This is a genomic window from Hymenobacter segetis (assembly GCF_038448715.1).
GTDB classification, from domain to species: Bacteria; Bacteroidota; Bacteroidia; order Cytophagales; family Hymenobacteraceae; genus Hymenobacter; species Hymenobacter segetis.
The window spans coordinates 1-21,969 of the sequence record NZ_JBCEVZ010000017.1; the positions used below are offsets into that span (position 1 = coordinate 1).

The window sequence follows — 21,969 nt, forward strand, 5'->3', positions numbered from 1 at the left end:
TTCTGCATTATCGCTGACCTTCGCTAACACCGGTATCAACATCACGGAAAACGCCAGAACGATGCCGTTGCCAAACCAGTTAATTATGCTATACACCAACAAGCCAACGCCATGCGTTACGCCATATACCAGCTTCCCCACGGTGCTGACATGGCTTGCCTCGAGGGATTGGTTTGCAGCGTTTAGTCGCACCGCATTGCCAGGGGCCATCATCACTACGCCGAAAGCGATAACGGCCAGCAGCAACAGGCCTAGCCACCAAAAACGGGTTGTTTTGTTGCGCAGGTTGAGCAATGCCCCTACTCCCACCCCAAACACGGCCAGCATGGCCGCAATAAAGTTGGTGCCTATCAGCAAAACCGTCATGAGTGCCGCAGCAGCCCAGTAGGCCCGGCTCACCTGTTCGTCCTGAAATGTGCGCATCACCAGCAGCAGTACAATGGCTCCCATGCTGATACTCATTTGGTAAGCCCAGTTGGCGTTCAGCCAAAACAGTGCTTCTGAAGTGCTGGGCAACTGGTACAGGTACAACACCATCACGGTGCACGTCAGCACCAGCGTTGCCAGCTTATCCCGCGTTAAGTACTTCATCAGCAGCCACACACTAACAATCATACTGCCCAGCCCGAGCCAGCAGGGTATCCAATACAAATCGAATCGGTTGTGAATTACTGGACTCAGCGGGCTGACCATTATCGCATTCGTCGTGTACAAGCCCTGCCACTTCATGTAAAAGTGTTTTTGAAATTCCAACCAGCCTAAGTGTTTGTAGAGGCTGGAGAAAACGTAGTCATCGGCACCCGGATGGCTATAAAAAGACAGCGCCAAAAAGGGAAGAACACTGATAAAAGCCAGTGCCAGGAAAAACACTTGATAAAGCCTGGTACTGTTGGGGATGAATTTGGCCGGATGGTCCATTGGGCAGTGGTCTATAATTTAGGAGTGAAGTTGTAAATCAACAAGTGTCTTTTACTCAACAGTGGTGCGCGTGCTGGAGTAGTGAGTGTATCGGGTGCATTGCCAGGTAGCGCGTTCGAGACAGGCATGTGGGTGAAGCAGGCCGCTCTCCGGCGCGGGTTGGGCTGGCGGCAGTATCCGAAGCGACTCAATATGCCCAAGCAATGAAGCGGCTGGCCGGCTGCATCTCGCCCCAGGTATCGTGCGAGCCAAGGCCGTTTCGTGCCGGCTGATAGCCGGGCTGCTAAAAAATGCGTAACGCTGCCTCCGCTGCCGCGACGCTGGCTGGCCATGGCGCGGGCCTCGTGCCGCATTGTGAATTGGTTGGTGGAATACCGGGACGTAGCCACGGTCCGGTCTCTGTGGGCAGCTTTGTCCCAAAGCTGACAGTCCTCCCCACACCAGGGGAAGAGGTACGCTAACGTGTTGCACGTCTGCAAATAGCCCTAGCCTTTTGGCGGCAGCAATTTCTGAGAGTACCACGGTGCTCACGCGTAGGATGATGCCGGCCCAAGCACAATGGCACTAGCGGTATTGGCAAAACCCGTAGTTGCCCATTGCACCAATGTTTGGGCGTGGCCGCGCAAAAACGCTGCTCGTTTAGCAACCGCCTGGCGATGTATAGCGCTCGAATTAAAATTACTATTGAGAGTCAAAACATCACCCTAAATTAGACTGCCACTACCTATTAAATACACCAAAATAGGATTTGTGCAAATATACACCACTCACGAGATACTGTCCTCGTTATAAGGTACAGTGGTAGGGTTTTTGCACAAAATCACAGGCCTTTCGGGGTAATAACCGGAGGTACTCTCTGCCACAGGCAGCTCGATTGAACTTGCGTTTGAGGATGCTGCGCGATGAGGCATTGAGCACTGCACAGTTCATTCGCCGGTTGGCTTCCGGGCGGGCTATTTAGGGTAGAAAACAAGGAAAACACCAGGAATACAACTCGTTTTCGCATGGCTTTTCCGGCACCTTCAGCGCCAGCCGCGCTGCAAAAACCGCCGGCCGGCGGCCCCGCCATCCAGCCAGCGCGAGGCCAGGCCGGGGCCGCTCACGAGGAGCATGCTGCCCACCCGTAGCGTGGCAATGATGTCTTTGAACTGCTCGGGCGGCAGGGCCGGGCAGCCCCGGCTGTAGCCCAGGTGGCCGTATTGCTGCACGTATTTCGGGCTGGCGTAATCGGCCGCGTGCAACACCACGTAGCGATCGAAGGCATTGGCATTTTGGCCTTTATCCAAGCCTTCGATGCGACGCGAGTAGCCGTGAATGCCGTCGTAGGTGCCCGCCGTGCGATAGAAGCCCAGCGAGGTGCAGGCCGAGGATTCCTGGTTGGAGAAGCGGCGTGCCCGCAGGTGGCCCGAGCCTTCGCCGTGAGCTACGAGGCTGCGGTGCAGCACCTGGGCATTCTTGAGGTCGATGACCCAAAGGCGCTCGGTGGTGTTGGGCAGGTCCATATCGGCCACGGCCAGCAGGCCGGCGCGTTCGATGCGGCCAGTGGGGTGTAGCGTGAGGTAGCCTACACAGGCCTGCTCCAGCACTTCGGGGCGCAGTGCGGCGGCGGCGGGGCCGAGGGCGGCGTGCAACTGCTGAATGGCTTGGTGCAGCGTATCGGGCACGGCGGCCAGCGCGGGTACCGGCGTTAGGCGGAGGGAATCGGGCAATGGCGCGGTGGTGGCCGGCGCGGCTGGGGTAGCGGCCGGCGTGAGGGGAGCAGCGGCCGAAACGAGTTTTTTGGCCGGCGTTTGTGCTTCCTCGGCCCGCAGTTGGCAGCCGGCTGTGAACAGCGCCGCCGCCAGGCAACTAACTAAGTGCACCCTTGCGGCGGCCGTTTTGGTAATGTCCCATAATGCTCTCAACCTAACCATGAGCCGAAATTACGGCAGGCCGCTACAGCTACCGCAAGCCAGCCAGCTCTTTTACAAAAATGAGTCAGTCATCGGACTGCGGACGGGCGGCGGACAAAGCACAGCACTAGGGATGAGCTAAAGACTAAAGAACAATAAATATTCGCACAGCACAATTATCCAAAAAATGCAATCGAATGCACAAATAATATTTTGTCATTTCAAGGCCATACAAACCATTTCTTCTACCTTGACGCCGTCAATCAGCAACAAAACCCGGTTTTTTGGGTGGCGACTGACTGGCAAGCCACACTTCAATTTTTCTTCACAAAACCCAATTCCCACACATGATGCATTTTACACCTCATTTTCCATTCCGCAAACGATTCCGGTTCACGCTGGCCCTGGCTTTGGCCCTGCTGGGGGCCGGCAACCAGAGCGCCCACGCCCAAAAAGTGGTGATGCAGGGCTTCTGGTGGGATTTCTGGAATTCGAACTACCCCAACGGCTGGGCCAATTACCTCGCCGACCTCGCGCCGCGCCTCAAAACCATGGGCGTGGACGCCATCTGGATTCCACCGACCATCAAAAACGCCAACCAGGGCAACGGCTACTCCCCTTTCGACAATTACGACCTAGGCGATAAGTGGCAAAAAGGCTTCCTGGCAACCCGCATGGGTACCAAGGACGAGCTGCTGCGCGCCGTGGCCGTGCTGCACGCCAATGGCGTAGAAGTAATTCAGGACGTGGTGCTGAACCACAACGACGGGGCTGGCTCCTCGAACGGCGCGGGCGGGCAGGACCCGGGGGCCTGGGAAGATGGCACGACCAGCAAGTACAAGAACTTCCGCTACGTGAGCTACGCCAAGCCCGTGACCGACGAGAGCGCCGCCGACTACTTCAGCCGCTCGGGACGCTTCTCGAAAAACTGGGAGAACTTCAACCCCAACCAAGGCAACAACTCGACCTCGGGCGACTGGAACGCACCCTACTTCGGCCCTGACATCAGCTACTACCCCGGCTCCTACGGCCAAAGCTCCAACGCCACCACCTACAACCCCGTGCAAGCCAGCGACTACATGCGCACCGGCAACCGCAACTGGCTGATTTGGTACAAGAAGCAGGTGGGTTTTGATGGCGTGCGGATGGATGCCGTGAAGCACTTCCCAGACTTCGCCAGCGAAGATTTCCTCTATAACCTGCAGAGCAATGCCGGCTGGGCCAGCGGCGGGGCCACCATGTACGCCGTGGGCGAATGGGTGGGCTCATCGAGTCAGATGGACGGCTGGGTGGCCAACGTGAACAACCGCGCCGGCACCTTCGACTTCTCACTGCGCAACGGGCTTTACAACATCGTGAGCCAGGGCGGCAGCTTCGATATCGGCACGCTGCCCACCTACCAGCAGAATACCCGCGTGGTGAACATCGGCGGGACGTATGTGCACCGCACGGTGCCCTTCGTGAACAACCACGACACGATGCGGCCCCAGGTGGACGCCAACGGCAACTACACCGGCTGGAACACCGGCTCGGAGCTGGCTCCGCACATCGACCCGTTCGACCCGCGCCTCTCGGCCGTGTATGCCGCCGCGCTGGCCATGGATGGCTCGCCGATGCTCTTTTTTGAGGACGTGTTCAACGTGGGCAACACCAGCAAGCGCTACAGCCACAGCCCCAAAAGCACCGTGGACCTGCCCACCCGCGACGACCTCGTGAACCTAGTGTGGTGCCACCAGAACCTGCATTTTAAGGACGGCGCGTACAAGGTGCGCTACCAGGCTGCCGACCACCTCGTGATTGAGCGCAGCACCAAGGCCATCATTGGCATCAACGACAACTTCACCACCTGGCAGAACAACACGGTGAGCTGCGATTTCGCCCCCGGCACCGTGCTCAAGGACTATTCCGGTGCCAACGGCACCGCTACCGTGACGGTGAGCGCCTCGCAGACGGTGGCCATCAACACGCCGCCGTGCAACGGCACAGCTGCCGGTGGCCGCCGGGGCTACTCGGTGTGGGCCCCCACCAACGCCGTGACCGGCTACACCCGCCCGGCCCTGACCACCACCCAGGAATGGGAGCTGGCCAACGACCTCGGCGACTCCGACAGCCGCTCGCTGGGCCAGGGCGGTGCGCTGCCGGCCGCCAGCACGGCCTACCGCACGGCCGGCCGCATCTACGTGGCCGCCAATAAAAGCGTCACCTACAACCTCTTTCCCGTTGATGCCACGCGCAGCCTGACGGTGGCCGTGCTCAACAGCGCCGGCACCGTGGTGAGCAGCCAGACCGGCACCGGCACCCTCACGGGCACCTACACGCCCACCACCGAGGGCTGGTACACCCTCAAAGCCAAAAACGCCAGCACCGCCAACCCCGCCCAAGGTGCCTTCGTGAAGGCCACCTACACCGCCCCCACCGTGGTAACCGGGGCCATGACCGGCCGCCGCGATGCCAACGCCCTGGCCACCACCCAAGAGGCCGCCACCGCCGAGGTGCTGGTGTACCCCAACCCCACCGCCGCCGACCGCATCGACGTGGTGATTACCGCCAACCGCGAACAGGCCGCCACCGTGCAGCTGCACGACCTCACCGGCCGCCTGGTGCACCAGGAAACCGTGCGCCTCTACAACGGCTCCAACGAGCTGCGCCTCGGCGTGAAAAAGTCGTTGCCGGCCGGCATCTACCAGCTGAGCGTGCCCGAGTTCCACGTTAGCCAGAAGGTGGCAGTGCAGTAAGTACCTACTTCATCTAATCAAAAAGCCTCTCTGGGAAACCGGAGAGGCTTTTTTGTGGCTGAGAGGGATGCGTTCATGCCATTTGTACATGCCATCAGGCCATTTGTATGTCCGATTGGACCATTTGCATATACAAACGGTCCATTTGCTCATCCGATTGGACTGTTTGTATGTACAAACGGTCCGTTTGCTTGTCCGATTGGACCGTTTGTACATGCAAATAGTCCATTTGCTCGTCCGATTGGACCGTTTGTATGTGCAATCGGTCCAATCGGACGAGCAAATGGATGTTCGCTAGAAAAACACGCTCACATTCAGCTTGGCATAGAATGGTGTGCCGGGGGTGAAGTGCAGTTCGTCCACGCCTTCGAGGGGTTCGCGCTTGGGAGCATTTATCAGACGGGTTTGGGTGGCGAACTGGGCCTGGTTCCATTCCACGTTCAGCAGGTTTTCGGCCGAAGCCCCGATTTGGAAGCGCGGCGTGGTGTAGGCCAGCACGGCATCGAGCAGGAAATAGCCGCGAGCGGTGATGCTGCCGTCGTCGTTGGCCGGGCGCGAGTCGATGTGGCGGTAGCGCAGGCTGCCGCTCAGGCCTTTGGGCGCTCGGTAAGTGAGGCCGCCGGTGCTGGTGAAGGTGGGTGCGAGCGGGATGTAATTGGCCTTTTCGGGCGCGTCGAGCTGGCGGCCGTGGTTGTAGTTGAAGTCGCCATCGACGAAAACCCGGCTGCCCAACTGGTAGCGCACCGACAAATCGAGGCCGTAGCGCTGGGTGGGGCCGGTGCTTTCCACCACGGCTTCATCGCCCACATACACCAGCTCATCCTGCAAATGCAGGCTCCAGAGGGCCGCATTCACCACCAGGCTGGGCAGAGGCTTGAACGTGCTGCCGATTTCGGAGCCCACGGCGCGGGGCAGCACGTTCGCATTCACGCCCTGAATTACGCCCCGCGCATCATTGGAATGGAACCCGAAGCCCGAGCGGGCAAACAGCTGCACGGCCGGCGTGAGTTGATAATACAGGTTGAGTTTGGGCGAGACGCGGGCGCGGGCCACTCGGCCCCGTAGCGGAGCCAGTTCGCCGGTGGCCTCATCGGTGCTCCGGCCCCGGAAATTGAAGGTGAAGAAATCGGCCCGCACGGCCGCGTTCACCGTGAGGCGGTCGGTCAGGGTCAGGGTTTCGTCGAGGTAGGCGTTGATGTTCTGTTCAAAGAGGCGGCCCGTGCTGATGGTATCGAGCACCTGCCGGCGCACGGTGTGGCGCAGGCCCAGGGTCGAGAAATCGTTGCGGGTGCCCACGCCCAGCGTGCTGTGCAGGGTGCGCGCGCCCAGCTGGTCGTCGCGCTCATACGTGGCGGTGTAGCCGAAGAGGTGCCGGTCGTCGGTTTGGTTGATTTCGTCGCCGTTGATTGAGTCGTGCAGGAAGAACGTAAAGTTGGAGTACAGGCTGAAATCGTACTTCGAGTAGTAGGCCTGCTGGCGCAGCACCGCATCGTGGGGCAGGGCGGTGGTGAGCACCGCGCTGGCGTTGGTGCGGCTGGTGCGGCCGCCTTCGGTGGGGTCGATGCTGCCGTAGCGCGAGATGATACCCTCCCGGATGCCGCGCTCGGGAATCTGCCCGCTGGCATCCCAGTTCGAGGTGAAGTGCGAGCCCAGCAGCGTGAGCGAAGTTTTATCGGAGAGCTGGCCCGTGTATTTGGCCATGCCGTTGAAGCGCTTGAAGTGCTGCGGCTGGTCGAAATACGAATTGGTGAAGTTGTACTCGGCCGCCACATAGGCGCTTTCGGGCTTTTTGCTGAGCAGGTGGTGGTTTTGGCCCAGCAAATCCAGCATCACCAGCGCCCGGCGGGTGTCAAACTGGCCCACTTCGAGCTTTACCTGGCTGTGCTCCAGCCGCGTTTTGGTGCTGAACTCGCCCGCGCCGGCCGTGGCAAAATCACCAAACCGCGCCGTGTACGGGCCTTTGTACACCTTCAGCTGCTCCACCGTTTCGGGTATCACGAAGTGAAAGTCGGCATAGCCCTGGCCGTGGGCGTGGCTCACCATGTTCACCGGCAGCCCGTCCACGCTCACCGCGAAATCGGTGCCGTGGTCGCAGTCGAAGCCGCGCAGGAAAATCTGCTCGGCCTTGCCCCCACCCGCGTGCTGGGCAATGAACAGGCCCGGCACAAGGCGCAGCAGGTCCTGGGCCGAGTTCACGGGCCGCAGCAGCTGGTCGATGTGCGAGATGGCGGCCAGGCTCTGGTTGGGGTCGCGGGGCTGGCTCACGGTCACTTCGGCCAGGCTGAGCGTGGTGGTGGCCACGCGCAGGCTCAGGCGCGGGCTTTCGCCGGCCGCCAGCGTCACGGGCACGGTCTGGGCGCGGTATCCCAGTGCCCCCACCCGCAGCGAGTAGCTGCCCGGCGCAAGGCCGCTAAGGCGGAACTGGCCCAGCGCATCGGTGGCGGTGCCGCCAGGCTGGCCCAGCAGACCTACGCTCACGCCTGCCACCGGCTGGCCGGAGAGGGAGTCAGCCACAGTGCCGCGTAGCGTGGCGGTGCCCTGCGCCTGCGCGGTCTGCGTCAATAAAAACAGCCCAAGCATAAGCCCCCAGGCTGAAAGTGCAGTAACAAGTTGTTTCATCTAGTCCGAAATCAAGGCCAATGGCAGGCAGCGCCGAAGCGCCGCCTGCCATTGGCTCAGTTGAATGAAAGGGAAATGTGCCGACTAGAAGTTGGCTTTGCTCATGCAGTTGGCACGGCACTGCGCCCGGTGCTGGGCCTGCTGCTGCGCTAGGTGGCCGCGCGACTGGTTGCGCCCGGCCGAAGCGGTATTGGCTGGCAATGCGCGGCTATTCGCATCGAACAAAGAGATGGCAATGCTGCCCGCCGCAGGCAGCTGCACGCGAGAAGTAACGCCCGTAGCGCCCGCTACGGGTTGGAGGGAATTGGCCCGGAAAATCATTTAATGAGGAGTTGAACGCGCCTCGGCACAGTGGCCCGCAGGCGGCGTCGGATTATTGGATAAGATGAAGCGGCACGGCTCCTTATCGGCAGCCGTACTCAGTGGCCCCGTTTGGATTCGAACCAAATCAGGACCAAAATTCAACTTATCCCCGACGGGGCGGTAACTCAATCTGGCCCCGGTAGCCCACAGGCACGGCCACCACACGGGCGGCCTGCCGGACCTCGGCAGCATTAAAAACCGGCCGGGCAAACACCACCCGCACTTCCGTGAGGCAGTGGGTGTCTAGGCCTTTGAGGGAGGTGAGCAGCTGCTGCAAAGGCAGGCGTTCACCGGTTTTCTTCACAGTGTACTGCACGCCGTTGCAGTCATCGAAACAGCCCAGGCGCAGGGTATGGCGCAGCTGGCAATCTTTGCTGTGCATGTAGGCAAAGGGCCGGTCAATCACCTTCGCCGGGCGCTCCACGAGGCCCGCCCCCACTACCAGCAGGTAGTTGAGCAGCAGCAGCAGCGTGAGGTACGGGCGGAAAAGCATGATGTGAAGAAGGCTGACGTTATCTACGGCGCAGGTGGTGAAAAAGGATGGATTAAACTTTCAATTAATTCTTCAGGCAAAAAACACGCGCTCCACGGTCCAGTAAGCCGCTATCAGGCCGATGACCACCGACACCGGCACTACCACCCGCTGCTTGTACCAGCTTTTGTTGGCGGCCCAGCGGCCCACCAGCGCCCAGCACAGCAGTATCACCGAAACCTGGCCCAGCTCCACGCCCACATTGAAGGAAATGAGCGAGCCAAAATAGTCCTTCTGCGGCAGCCCCAGTCCCGTGAGGGCACTGGCAAACCCCATCCCGTGCACCAGCCCGAACCCAAACACGATGAGCAAGCGCCACGGGTTGAGCTTATCGGTAATAATATTCTCGATGGCCACAAATAGGATGGACAGCGCGATAATCGGCTCAATCACCGACGAGGGCGGCTGAATAAACCCATACATGGCCAAGCCCAGCGTGATGGAGTGCGCCACCGTAAACGCCGTGGCCTGCATGAGCACCGGCTTCAGACGCGGCTCCAGAATGTAGAGACTGATGATGAACAGAATGTGGTCGAACCCCAGCGGAATGATGTGTGTGAAGCCCAGCTGCAGGTAAGTCCAGAAAATCTCCGTGCGCGAGAGCTTGCTCAGGTCCGTGTTGAGGACGTGCGCGGCGGCCGGTAGTGCCAGCAGCACCAGCAGCGGCAGGGCCACCAGGGCGCGGCGCGGCAGGCGCATTCCTCGCAACGGTCCGGTTGGTTTCATATTAGCGGGCGGCCAGCAGCTTTTTGCCCTCGGCCTCTACTTCGGGGTTGAGGTAGGGAGCGGTTTTCAGCGAGTTCTCAATCAGGGCCTGGCCCTCGGCATTCTTGCCGAGCTTGGTGAGAATGAGGCCGGCGCGGCATAGCAGCACCGGATTTTTCGAGCCCGTGCGGCGGGCTACCTGCATATATTTCTGAGCCTCGGCATACTGGCCGCGCTTGTAGAGCACCCAGGCCATGGTTTCGTTCACGTCAATGTTGTCGGGGCGGCGGTCGTACTCGATTTTGGCATGTTCCATCGCCTTGTCCAGCTCGTTGGTTTTGAGGTATGCGTAGGCCAGCTCGCGGTCGGCGTAGTGGCCCATTTGCTCGTTGCTATCGGCTTCCTTAGCGGCATTGGCCAGCATGTCGATGGACTCCTTCGCCATTTTATCGGCCTCGGCGGGCTGGCCATTGAGGCGGTACAGGTCGGTCAGCTCATCAGCAAAGGCATAATCCTTCACCGTAATGCGGGCTTCCTGGTAGAGCTTAATGGCCCGGGCATAGTCCTTATGCGCCGCCGCCATGCGACCCAGGCCTGCCAGCGCGTAGGCATAGCCGGGGCGGGCCGATAGCGCCATGAGGTAGTAGCCCCGGGCGTGGGCCGTGTCGCCGCTTACTTCGTAGAGGTGGCCCAGCGCCACGCGGGTCCACTCGGTTTGCTCCAGGCCAATGTAGCCGGCTTTGGTGGCCATATCCATGGCTTGGATGGCTCCAGGCACGTCGCCGTAAATCTCGCGCAGGTAGCTCACCCGGGCGTAGGCGGGCAGGTCGGGGCGCACGGCATTCATCTTGTCGGCCATCTTGATGGCCTCCTCGTAGTGGCCCATTTCCACGTTGGCATCGGTCAGCAGGCCGTATACGAAGCCGCTGTTGGGGTTCAGCTTCTGGGCCTGCTCGGCGATGCCGAGGCCCTGGGCGAAGTGGTGCTGCGTGAGGCAGAGCGACGCTTTGCAGCACAGGGCCTCAAAGTTTTCGGGCTCGGCGGCTAGCACCTGCTCCAGCAGGTCCATAGCCGCGCCGTCGTAATACGGGTGGTCGCCGGTCACGCGGCCTTCCTGCATGTAGGCCTGGGCCAGCAGCAGGCGGCTTTTCTGGTCCTTGGGGTTGGTGCGTAGCTTGGCCAACAAGCCCTCGATGGCGGCTTTGGTGTTCAGCCATTCGTTGCCCACCGAGAGGCTGCCGCGCCGGTCTTTCAACTCCGGCGTGCGAACCTCCGGCTTTTTAAAGAAGAATATGGCGGCCGCCATTAAGCCGAAAACAACCAATAAACCGGGGTATAAGTACTTTTTCAAAACAGAGAAAGATGACTGAGTGGAGGAGTAACCGTAAACATAATGCCTAAAAAAAGAGCCGCCGCCAGTCCAAACGAGGACCAAACGACGGCTCTTTTCAATCAGCTTCTAGCGCAGCTTATTGGCGCTCGATGCGTACCGATTGCACGACAGTGCTGCCGTTGTACAGCGTGGCGATGTATACGCCGGGGGCCACATCGCGGCCGGGCGTCCAAGCCAGCTCGTTGGCACCGGCACCGAAGGCTTTGTCCTTGGCAATGGTAGCCACCTTGCGGCCGGTCACGTCACTGATAACTACGCTCATCGTGCCTTTGGTGGGCAGCTCAAAGCGCAGCGTGGTGCGGTCGGCAAAGGGGTTGGGGTAAGCATTAGCCACCGTCAGGTTAGGCGACAAGCCGAGGCTGGACGAACGCTGCGCCAGGGCCACTGACTGGGCTTTAGTACCGCTCCAGGGTGTTTGCGAGTAAGGGAAAGCAGCTTTGAACGTGGTGTCGTTGGCCGTAACGCCGGCATTGAAGCCCAGCACGTTGCCCAACTGAGTGGTAACAGGGCTCGTCGAAGCCGGGGTGTAGTCGTCGTACCACAGGCCGATAGCAGCCAGCACCACGCCACCCACGGCTTGCAGCTCGATGCGGGTCACGTCATCCTCGAGGCGGCGACCGTTGGGGAAACCGTCCATGTTGGGGATGTTCTGCAGGCTAGCGTTGGCATTGTAGGTCGGGTTTGTCAGACCAGCTACAGCGGCGGCCAGCAGGCCCTCCGAACTGAAGCCAGCAGCGGCAGTACGTGGCGTAGGAGGCACAGCCATGTTCAGGCGCAGCATGTCGCCACCGGGGTTGCTGGCCGAACCACCCACCAACAGGAAGTTGTTGATGAAAGGCTTGCCGGCGGCCAGCGGGTTGCCGCCTTTGCCAGTAGCCAACTGATAAGGAGCCAGGTTTGGAACCCCCGTGTGGAAGATGGGCAGAATATCAACTGAGCGCGGCTTGCCGGCGCGCAGCAGGTAGGGGCCATAGGCATTAGCAGCCAATGCCGTACCGTTCAGGGCAGCGTTGCCAGCCAGGCCGCTCAAGCCGGCGGCTCCATTGCGGAAGTCAAAGCCAGCGAAGCTAGCTCCGCCCAGCCCACCCAGGCTCTGACCAGCCAGCGACTTGCTCTGAATACGCAATGCGTTGAGCAGCGTACCGGGGCCAGAAACAGCCTCCCCGTAGTACGTCGTGCTGGCAGTTTTGGGACCAGCTGGGGCTACCGGCGTATTGTCAGCCAGATACAGGCCCAGTTCGGGGTTCGACAGGTAGTCGTCCGTAGCAGCAACTTCGGCATAAGGAGTGCCGGAGTTCCAAGCATCTTTAGCACCAATGGGGTTGATAACTTCGTTCAGCAGCGGCATACCGATGCGCGACACCTGCACGTAGCTGCCCGACACGGTAGGCGCGGCACCCGTGGCCGACAGCACGCGGGTAGAAGGCCGGCTGGCCGAAGCCCACACGCCGATGATGTAGTTCGAATCCAGGATGTTGGTGGTGCTGGTGAGGGCCGTAGTGCCCGTCTTGGCCAGCACCGTCACCGGAATTTGCATCGCGATGGCGTGGGTGTTCTTGCGGGCGAGGCCGTCGCGGGCCGCGCCGGGAGCGCGAATACCGCCCAAGTCGAAGATGCCGCCGAGGTCAGCAAAGAACGGGTCGTCCGTCGGGCCGCAGAAGATTTTGGTGCCATCTGACAGCGTCTGAATGGCGTTGGTCATCAGCGTGGCATAAGGGGCTGTCTGGTTCAAGCCAGCAGGGCCATTAATAGAACGCGGGCCGATATTGGGGGGAGGCACAACGCCGTTGGTTACAACGGTTGTGAAGGCCCCACCACCTACGCTTTTTTCGCAGGTATAAGTGGTTTTCAGGTTCTGAAGTCCCAGCCGAATATTGAAAAAGGTGCCGGTGCCGGCTTCGTTGGTACGGGTGAACGTGAAACGGTACGTGATGTCGTCACCGGCCGTGGTCGGATTGTTCTTCACGTGGATTTCGTAGCGCACGTTTTCGCCGAACGTGTTGTAGTTCGGGCCGCCCTGGGGCAGCTCCAGCGGAATGTAGTTGGCGATGATGGTAACGCTGGCACTGCCGTCGTTGTTAGGCGAATCGGGGCTGCGGAAGGCGTACAGGTCGGTGTTATCGGCCAACGGGTCGTCGGCGATAAGTGGGGCTTCGCGGTGGCTGGAAGCTTCCAGCGTGTTGTGTTGGCTGCTCAGAGCCACCACACCTCCGGCCGCGGTTGCGAGCAGAGCAGCCTGGAAAAGAGGGCGAGTAAGTAGATTTTTCATAAAAAAGGATGTTGGGAAATGGGTTTTGGTGAAGGTGTAAGGCAACCTAAAAAACTCTCAAGCTGAACAGCATATTCCCTAATGCCCCGTGTGATGTGGCCTTTTTGAACCCGGCTGCGCAGTTGTACTTTCCTTACGTTCGTACTCACCGCCTCGGTTTGAATTTTTCTAACAATAGTTCAATAAGATTTTGGCTTGTTATAATGGCAGGGCCTGGGGGTATGTATTGCCCCGGTTATGGCGGGGTTTAGCCCGTACTTTTGCAGCGCGCTTTTCGGCGCCATTTACTTTCATTTTTCGGGCCGCCGGCAGTGGCCGCCCCTCGTTTATATGGCTACAGTAGCAATCAACCTGGCCACCGGCAGCCTTCAGCAGGAAGAAATCATCGTCGGCATCGACCTGGGCACCACCAACAGTCTCGTGGCCTACGTGCACCCCGAGAGCCACCAGCCCGCCGCCATCAACGATTTGGGCCGGGGCACCATCGTGCCCTCCGTGGTGCATTTCCCCGCCGATGGAGCCGACCCCATCGTGGGCACAGAGGCTCGTGAGTACCTCCTCACCGACCCGCAGCGCACCATTTATTCCGTGAAGCGCCTGTTGGGCAAAAGCTACCGCGACCTGGGCCAGCACGCCACCCAACTCGGCTACAAGGTCATCGACGACAACTCCGAAGGCTTGGTCAAAATCCGGGTCGATGACCGGTTCTTCTCCCCTATCGAGCTATCGGCCGATATCCTGCGGGAACTGCGGGCCCGCGCCGAGCACGCCCTCAAAACCCCGGTAAACCGCGCCGTTATCACCGTGCCGGCGTATTTCAACGACTCGCAGCGCCAGGCCACCCGCGACGCCGGCCGCCTTGCCGGCCTCGAAGTGCTGCGCATCGTGAACGAGCCCACGGCTGCGGCCTTGGCCTACGGCATCGGCCTCGACCCCGACGAAGAGAAAACCGTGGCCGTGTACGACCTTGGCGGCGGTACCTTCGACATCAGCATTCTGCGCATTCAGCAGGGCATTTTTGAAGTACTGAGCACCAACGGCGACACTTACCTCGGGGGCGACGACCTGGACCGCGCCGTGGTGGACCATTGGACGGCCACTTTCGGCCTTTCGGAGGCTTTCCACACCAACCCGCACCTCCAGCAGCAGCTGCGCTTGGCCGCCGAGATGGCCAAGAAATACCTCAGCCAGCACGATGATTTCACGACCCACCTCACCGACGAGGCCGGCCGGAATATCACCGTTACGCTCACCCGCGCGCAATTCAACGACCTCATCCGCCCGCTGGTGGACCGCACCATTGCGGCCTGCCGTCAGGCCCTGGCCGATGCCAAGCTCGAAACCAAGCTTGATGCGGTGCTGCTGGTAGGTGGCTCGACTCGCGTGCCGCTGGTGTACGATGCGGTTTCGGAGTTCTTCGGGCAGCCGGCTAACAATTCACTGAACCCGGATGAGGTGGTGGCGCTGGGCGCGGCCATTCAGGCCGATATTCTGGCCGGCAACCGGCGCGACGTGCTGCTGCTCGATGTGACGCCGCTCACGCTGGGCATCGAAACGCTGGGCGGCTTGCTGGACCCCATCATTCCGCGCAACTCGAAAATCCCGACCAAGGCCGGCCGCCAGTACACCACCAGCGTGGACGGGCAGGTGAACCTGAAAATTGCCGTGTACCAAGGCGAGCGCGACCTCGTGAGCCAGAACCGCAAGCTGGGCGAATTCACCCTGACCGGCATTCCGGCCATGCCCGCCGGCCTGCCCAAGGTCGACGTGAACTTCCTGCTGAATGCCGACGGCATCCTGAAAGTGGAAGCTATCGAGCTGCGCTCCAACACGCGCCAGCAGGTGGAAATAAAGCCCCAGTACGGCCTCACCGACGACCAAGTGGAGCAGATGCTGATGGATTCGCTGGTGAATGCCAAAGACGACGTAGCGGCGCGCCTGCTCATCGAAGCCCGCACCGCCGCTGAGCAGCTGCTGTACCAGGTGAATAATTTTACCCGCAAAAACCGCCAGCACCTCACCGAAACCGAGCTGACGGCTACCGAAGCCCAGGTTGCCACCGTGCAGGCCGCGCTGGCCGGCACCGACCGCGACCCCATTCTAAAAGCCATGGACGAGCTTGACGAGCTGACCCGTCCCTATGCCGAGCGGGTGATGAACATCTCTATCCAGCAAGCCATGGCGGGCAAGAAAATCGAGTAGCGCACTAAGAATCGGTACAACGGGGCACAAACCGCTTTTATACCTTCGCAAAAGTTTTCAAAGGCCCACCCGTGAATCCCTACCTCGCTCGCCTTTTCGCACTGGCTCAGCAGCCCAGCCGCCGCATCATTGGCCTGATGTCGGGCACTTCGCTCGATGGGCTGGATGTGGCGCTGTGCCGCTGCAAGGGCCACGGCACTCAGTTGCAGACCACGCTGGAGCACTTTGCCACGCTGCCCTACTCGGCGGAATTTCGGCAGCGGCTGCGGGCCATTTCGCAGCCCACTGTGGCGTTGCAGGATGTTACCATTCTCAACGCCGAGGTGGCCCGGCAGCACGCAGAAATGGTGCTGGTCTGCCTGCAATCCTGGCAGGTGGCGGCGGCCGAGGTCGACCTCATTGCCAGCCACGGCCAAACCATCTGGCATGCCCCGCGCCACCAGCATCAGCAGGCCGGTTTTCCGCACCACGCCACGCTGCAAATCGGCGATGGCGACCACCTGGCGGCGCTCACCGGCATCATCACCGTGGCCGATTTCCGGCAGAAACACGTAGCCCACGGCTTTGAGGGCGCCCCCCTAGCTGGCTATGCCGACGAGCTGCTGTTTTCTTCCCCCACCGAAAACCGACTGCTGCTCAATCTGGGCGGCATTGCAAACTTCACGTACCTACCGGCTCAGCCCACCCCCGGCCTGCCCCTCACCACCGATACCGGCCCCGGCAACACGCTGCTTGATGCCGTAACGCGGCAGTATTTCCCCGGCCGCGAGTACGATGAAAACGGTGCGATTGCGGCCAGTGGTACCGCTCATCCGGCTCTGCTACAGGAGCTACTGAGCCATCCATTTTTCGCCGCACCGCTGCCCAAAACAACTGGCCCGGAGCTATTCGGCCCCGACTACCTGCACGAGGCCCAGCTTAAAACCGGCACCACGTCCCTCCCACCCGCCGACGTGCTGGCCACCCTGGTTGAGCTAACGGCCACGGGCGTGGCCAGCGCCGTTCAGCAGTGTCTTCCAGAAGCCGAGCGGCCCGATGTAGCCTGCTACGTGAGCGGCGGCGGCAGCCACAACGGCGCGCTGCTACAGGCCCTGCAACGGCACCTGCCCACCGCCCGCTTTGCATCCATTGATGCGCTGGGCATTCCCGCCGATGCCAAGGAAGCCGTGCTGTTTGCCGTGCTGGCCAACGAAACCGTGGCGGGTAATCCTGACATCAGCCTGGGCAAAATCTGTTTGCCGTAGCCGTTTGCGTTATATGGCGCGGGGCAGGGCGGCAGCGCAATAGCTACCGGCTTTGTGATTTTTTCACCACCTGCTTTTTCGGCCGAGCAACCTCAGTCAGGCGCAGGCTGAAACCCAGTACTGCCCGGGAAGCCGTGTCCCGAAAAGTAACTTCCAGCAACTCTGATGGGATTCGCAGACTGGAATCAGCCGCGAAAGAAAAGCTGTAGAACAGCCGTGCGCTGCCCCTGTCGCCCAGGCGCACGCCCAGTTTGTAGAGTTCGATGGCCGTACCGCGCCCAGGCCGCTGACCACTTTTCCAGAGCGGCCGGGCCGCCGCAGTAAACCGGGCCAGGCCAATGCCCTGCCGGATTTCCGGTGCCAACCTACTATAAGCAGCCGAATAATTGGCCCGAAGTACGGCCCGCAGAAACTGGCCCGCCGCCTGCCCCTGGCTGAGCGGACGCCCCGTTTCTGCTCCCTGCCGCGCAGTCACCAGGCCACCGCCAACCGCTTCCACGGCTGCAAGAATGAGCATTAGCAGGCTTGCCCTGATGCTGATTTGCCACCGCAGTTGTTTCAGTCCTGGAAGTGCTTGCATGGCCAAAAATAAGCGGGGGCGGCTGGCCCGGACCAAGGTCCGGGCCGCCGCCCCCGCTCCGGCTCCTGGTGGGGGCCGGTTAGCTTGCGCAGGTTATTCGATTACCACGCGGCGCGTCACGTTCAGGTTCGTGCCCGTGAGGTGCAGCACATACACCCCGGTGGCCAGGCCGCGCGTCGAAATCTCGGCCTGATTGGCGCGGCCGGTGCCCAGCTGCATTTGCTGCGAGCTTACCCGCTGCCCCAAGGCATTGAATAAGTCGACCGAAGCCGTGCAGGTAGCGCCTACACCGGTCATTTGCACGCGCAGGGCGTTGCCATTGGCCACGGGGTTAGGCGCTACGGCCACGCTATAACCGGCAGTTTGCTCACGAGCAGCGAGCCCCTGAGTTACCGTCACGGCCAATGATGCGAGGTTGTTGGTTTCGTTCGCTTCCGTCACCACATTCAGCGGGTCGGCCACAAACAGCACGTAGTAAGCCCCCGGCGTGGTGTTAGCCGGCACGGCTGCCACCAACTGGCGGTTGGCACTCACGCTGGATGCCAGCGAAGTACCGGCGCTGCTGCCCAGCAGAATGTCGCTGGCATCCAGCGTCTGGTTGGTCGAGAGGTAATAGCCCACGGCCGAGCTGGCCGCCGAGCCGCCGCCCTGGTTGGCCACGGTAGCGCTCAATGACAAGTTGCCACCGGCGGGTACCGACGAAGGCGAAGCCCCAATCTGCGTCAGCAGCAGGTCGGGCAGAATCGTGGGGGCAGTTACGCAAGTCACGGTGGCATCGAAGCCCGAACCTACTACGCTGGCATCGCTCGTGAACACCAGCGTCAGAGCACCGGTCGAGTTGGTAGCCATGATGGGCAGCGAGGGCATTCCCGTCAGCGTGGCCAGCAGCGGCGACTGCGCGTCCGGTCCATCGTAAATCATCAGCCGGTCGCAGCAAGCCTCTACCGCAAACGAGTTGAACGAAAGCTGAATGCGGCTGTTAGCCGTGCCAGGGTTGATGGTCAGCGTGCCGTTGGCATTGTCCGAGTAGTTGCCAAATCCAGCGTGGTCATACACCGTCGTGCTGCAGGTGGTCACGGTATTGGTGCCCGAGAAAGGCACGACAATGCCCGTGAAGGGGCCCGTTACCGTGAAGTAGTAATAGGCCACGTTGTTGGTTTCGTTGGTTTCCGTCACCACGTTCGTGGGGTCGGCCACGGCCAGCAGGTAGTAGTTGCCAGCGGCGGTACCCGTCGGAATAGTCACGTTGCCATACGAGGTGAACCCCTGGAAGGCACCGAGTTGGCCGCCGGTGGTCGTGCTCATCAGCACATCGTTGGCATCCAGCGTCGAGTTCGTCGACAGGTAGTAGCCCACGTTGCTGCTCGGCGAGGGCGTGTTGCCCGCGTTGTAGACGTAGGAAGTAACCGCAACCGAAGTACCAGGAGCTACCGAGGTGAGCCCCATATACGTCTGCGTAATCTGCAGGTCGATGCTCGGGGCAACCACCTGAATGTTAGCAGTAGCCACGTTGTTGTTTTCGTTGGTTTCGGTCACGGCGTTGGCCGGGTCGGCCACGAACAGCACGTAGTAATAGCCCGGGGCTGTGCCCGTGGGAATAATAGCCGAAGCCGTGCGATACGAGCTGCCATTGGCCGCCAACTGGGTCCCAACCCCTGTAGTCAGCAGTACGTCGCTGGCATCCAGGGTCGAGTTCGTCGACAGGTAGTAGCCCACCGTGCTGCTTGGCGAGGTGATGGTGCCCGTGTTGTAGATATAAGAAGTGAAATTCAGCGTTGAACCCGTGCTCACCGTATAAGGCGAGGCATACACTTGGCTCATTTGCAGGTCGATGCCCGGCGCCGTCACCACCAAAGTAGTGCTGGCCACGTTGTTGTTCTCATTGGTTTCGGCCACCGCGTTGGTCGGGTCAGCCACAAACAGCACATAATACGTGCCCGAAGCAGTACCGGTCGGCACGGTAATAGTCGAGTAGATGTTCAGGTAGCCACCGCCGTTCAGCGTGCTGTTCGGCTGGCTGCCCACCAGCACGTCATTCGCGCTGAATACGTTGTCCGTCGACAAGTAGAAGTTGATGTTGGCCGGGGTGGCCGCGCTATTGCCCAGGTTGTTGAGGTAGCACGAAGCATTGGCACTGGCCCCCGCCGCCACCGTAGTGGGCGATACATACGGGTAGGTCACCGACAAATCAATCGTCGGCGCAACTACCTGAATAGTGGTGCTGGCGACGTTGTTGGTTTCGTTGGTTTCCGTCACCGCGTTGGCCGGGTCGGCCACGAACAACACGTAGTAGTAGCCCGCCGCCGTACCTACCGGCACTGTAGCCGAAGCATTACGGTACGAGCTGCCATTAGCTGCCAGTTGGGTTCCAACCCCTGTAGTCAGCAGTACGTCGTTGGCATCCAGGGTCGAGTTCGTCGACAGGTAATAGCCCACCGTGCTGCTTGGCGAGGTGATGGTGCCCGTGTTGTAGATATACGAAGTCAGGGTAAGCCCACCGCCAGCGCCTACGGTGTAAGGTGAGGCATACACCTGGCTCATTTGCAGGTCGATGCCCGGCGCCGTCACCACCAGGGTCGTGCTGGCCACGTTGTTGTTCTCATTGGTTTCCGTCACGGCATTAGCCGGGTCGGCCACGAACAGCAGGTAGTAAGTGCCCGAAGCAGTGCCGGTCGGTACCGCGATGGTCGAGTAAATGCTCAGGTAACCGCCGCCGTACAGCGAAGTATTCGTCTGGCTGCCCACCAGCACGTCATTCGCGCTGAATACGTTGTCCGTCGACAAGTAGAAACCAATATTGGCGGGACTAGCCACGGCATTGCCCAGGTTGTTGAGGTAGCAGGAAGTGCTGGCGCTTGCCCCCGCCGCCACCGTAGTCGGCGATACATACGGGTAGGTCACCGACAAGTCAATCGTCGGCGCGATTACCGTCAGGGCCAAGCTGCTCACGTTGTTGGTTTCGTTGGTTTCCGTCACCACGTTCGTGGGGTCGGCCACAAATAGCACGTAGTAGCTGCCCGCCGCCGTGCCCAGCGGCACCGTCAGGTTGGCCGAGCGGTACGAAGCCAGGTTGGCGGCCAGTGAGCCACCCGTTACGGTCGACAGCAACACGTCGCTGGCATCCAGCGTGGTGTTGGTCGACAGGTAGAAGCCCATCGTGCTGCTCGTGGCCGTCACGTTACCTTGGTTATATATCGATGCCGAAGCCTGCACTGTGCCACCCGCCACGGTAGAGTTGTAATAGAGCGACGGCTGCTGCACTATCAAATCCACGCCGGGAGGCGCTACGGTAATGGCAACCGACGCCACGTTGTTCGTCTCATTAGTTTCCGTTACCTGGCCCTGATAGTCGGCCACAAACAGGATGTAGTACGTCCCGGGCGTCAGGCCCGTCGGAATAGCCGCCGTGCCGTAGCGCGACGACGAATACGTCGTCGTGAGAGGCCCACCGTACTGCGAAGTCAACAGGATGTCATTGGCATCCAGCGTGGTATTGGTCGAAATATAAAAACCAACGCTGCTGCTGGCCGCCACGGCATTACCCGTGTTCAGGATAGAGCAGTTCATGGATATCGGGGTGCCCACGGCCGTAGTCGTCGGCGTCACCGAAGGCTGCAAAATGGTCAGGTCAATGCTGGGAGCCGTTACCGTCACGTTCACCGAGGCCACGTTGTTGTTTTCGTTGCTCTCGCTCACCTGGCTCAGATAATCGCCGGCAAACAGGATGTAGTAGCTGCCCGGAGCAGTCGTGGCCGGAATGGTAACCGTGGCATAGCGGCTGCTCGACAAACCCGGGTTCAGTGCGTAGCCCGTCGAATTACCCAGTAATACGTCGTTGGCATCCAGCGTAGCATCCGTCGAGAAATAATAGCCAACGTTGCTGCTGGTAGCCACCCCGGCCCCAATGTTATAGATAGAGCAGCTCAGCGACACCGAATTGCCGGCCACCGTGCTCAGCGGGCTCACCGAAGCTCCCTGCACGGCCAAATCGGCCAGCGGCACCGTCGTCACGCACGAAATGGCCGCCTCAAAGCCGCTAAAACTGTAGTAGTAGTCGCTCTGGAGCACCACCGTCAGGCTACCCGTCGCGTTGGTGGCATATATCGAAGCCGGGGGCAGATTGTAGTTGGTGTACTCGCCAATCAACGGGGCCGAGGTCGAACTGCCGTCATAAACCCGTACTACATCGTAGTAAGGGTCGATATTGAACGGACTGAATTGCAACCGGATTTTATTGCCGGCCGTGGCGGGCACCAGCGTAGTGCCCCCCAGCGCGTTGGTCGAATAGGCTCCCGACGGCCCGCCATCGTCATAGAGCGTGCCCGCGCAGGTAGTTACAGTAGTCATGCCCGAGGCGGGCAGCAGGTAGGTCTGCGCAGTCGCCAGTTGGCTCCAGAGCAGCACGGCCACCAATACGCACCAGCGCAAAGGTTTCCGGAAAATCGCATTGTAGGATTGTTTCATGTGAAAAGGTTTAGGAATGAAAAGGGAATTAGTAGTAATGTCAGAAGTGGGAA

Annotated in this window: 13 protein-coding genes and 1 pseudogene; 4 read left to right on the forward strand and 10 right to left on the reverse strand. The window is 60.6% G+C overall.

The window, feature by feature from the left end; all coding sequences use genetic code 11:
* Together AAFH49_RS08990 and AAFH49_RS08995 are read right to left on the reverse strand one after the other, a co-directional pair.
* The coding region (locus AAFH49_RS08990; protein WP_342297466.1) for a hypothetical protein at positions 1 to 918 on the reverse strand (918 nt) is incomplete at its 3' end.
* Between the two features lie 1,022 nt (positions 919 to 1,940).
* Positions 1,941 to 2,831 (reverse strand): murein L,D-transpeptidase catalytic domain family protein, encoded by an 891-nt coding sequence (locus AAFH49_RS08995; RefSeq protein ID WP_342297468.1) that lies wholly within the window; start codon positions 2,829 to 2,831, stop codon positions 1,941 to 1,943.
* A gap of 530 nt (positions 2,832 to 3,361) precedes the next feature.
* On the opposite strand from AAFH49_RS08995, the pseudogene AAFH49_RS22205 reads away from it, so the two are divergent.
* Positions 3,362 to 4,282, forward strand: a pseudogene (locus AAFH49_RS22205) (alpha-amylase family glycosyl hydrolase); the annotation flags it as partial.
* A 960-nt stretch (positions 4,283 to 5,242) separates the two neighbouring features.
* Positions 5,243 to 5,545 (forward strand): T9SS type A sorting domain-containing protein, encoded by a 303-nt coding sequence (locus AAFH49_RS22210; RefSeq protein ID WP_425293327.1) that lies wholly within the window; start codon positions 5,243 to 5,245, stop codon positions 5,543 to 5,545.
* 294 nt (positions 5,546 to 5,839) lie between these two features.
* On the opposite strand, the gene AAFH49_RS09005 is transcribed toward AAFH49_RS22210, so the two are convergent.
* The 6 genes from AAFH49_RS09005 to AAFH49_RS09030 form a co-directional block, all read right to left on the reverse strand.
* On the reverse strand, positions 5,840 to 8,125 hold the full coding sequence (locus AAFH49_RS09005) for a TonB-dependent receptor (RefSeq protein WP_342297471.1): 2,286 nt from the start codon (positions 8,123 to 8,125) through the stop codon (positions 5,840 to 5,842).
* A gap of 123 nt (positions 8,126 to 8,248) precedes the next feature.
* The gene (locus AAFH49_RS09010) at positions 8,249 to 8,485 is read right to left on the reverse strand and encodes a hypothetical protein (RefSeq protein WP_342297473.1); all 237 of its coding nucleotides are present in this window, start codon (positions 8,483 to 8,485) and stop codon (positions 8,249 to 8,251) included.
* A gap of 145 nt (positions 8,486 to 8,630) precedes the next feature.
* The gene (locus AAFH49_RS09015) at positions 8,631 to 9,020 is read right to left on the reverse strand and encodes a hypothetical protein (protein ID WP_342297475.1); all 390 of its coding nucleotides are present in this window, start codon (positions 9,018 to 9,020) and stop codon (positions 8,631 to 8,633) included.
* A gap of 72 nt (positions 9,021 to 9,092) precedes the next feature.
* Positions 9,093 to 9,785 (reverse strand): HupE/UreJ family protein, encoded by a 693-nt coding sequence (locus tag AAFH49_RS09020; protein WP_342297476.1) that lies wholly within the window; start codon positions 9,783 to 9,785, stop codon positions 9,093 to 9,095.
* 1 nt (position 9,786) lies between these two features.
* On the reverse strand, positions 9,787 to 11,070 hold the full coding sequence (locus tag AAFH49_RS09025) for a tetratricopeptide repeat protein (RefSeq protein WP_342297477.1): 1,284 nt from the start codon (positions 11,068 to 11,070) through the stop codon (positions 9,787 to 9,789).
* A 163-nt stretch (positions 11,071 to 11,233) separates the two neighbouring features.
* Positions 11,234 to 13,426 carry a DUF4331 family protein gene (locus AAFH49_RS09030; protein WP_342297478.1) on the reverse strand — a complete coding sequence of 731 codons (2,193 nt, stop codon included), beginning with the start codon at positions 13,424 to 13,426 and terminating at the stop codon, positions 11,234 to 11,236.
* 330 nt (positions 13,427 to 13,756) lie between these two features.
* Here AAFH49_RS09030 and hscA point away from each other — a divergent pair, with 330 nt between their 5' ends.
* Positions 13,757 to 15,628 carry a Fe-S protein assembly chaperone HscA gene (gene hscA, locus AAFH49_RS09035; protein WP_342297479.1) on the forward strand — a complete coding sequence of 624 codons (1,872 nt, stop codon included), beginning with the start codon at positions 13,757 to 13,759 and terminating at the stop codon, positions 15,626 to 15,628.
* 71 nt (positions 15,629 to 15,699) lie between these two features.
* Positions 15,700 to 16,872, forward strand: a complete 1,173-nt coding sequence (locus tag AAFH49_RS09040; protein ID WP_342297480.1) for an anhydro-N-acetylmuramic acid kinase — start codon at positions 15,700 to 15,702, stop codon at positions 16,870 to 16,872.
* Positions 16,873 to 16,915: 43 nt separating this feature from the next.
* Here the strand turns inward: AAFH49_RS09040 and AAFH49_RS09045 are convergent, their stop codons facing one another.
* On the reverse strand, positions 16,916 to 17,452 hold the full coding sequence (locus tag AAFH49_RS09045; RefSeq protein ID WP_342297481.1) for a hypothetical protein: 537 nt from the start codon (positions 17,450 to 17,452) through the stop codon (positions 16,916 to 16,918).
* A gap of 93 nt (positions 17,453 to 17,545) precedes the next feature.
* Entirely contained in the window at positions 17,546 to 21,916 is a 4,371-nt protein-coding gene (locus AAFH49_RS09050) for a CARDB domain-containing protein (protein WP_342297483.1), read from the reverse strand.
* Between the last annotated feature and the right edge of the window lie 53 nt (positions 21,917 to 21,969).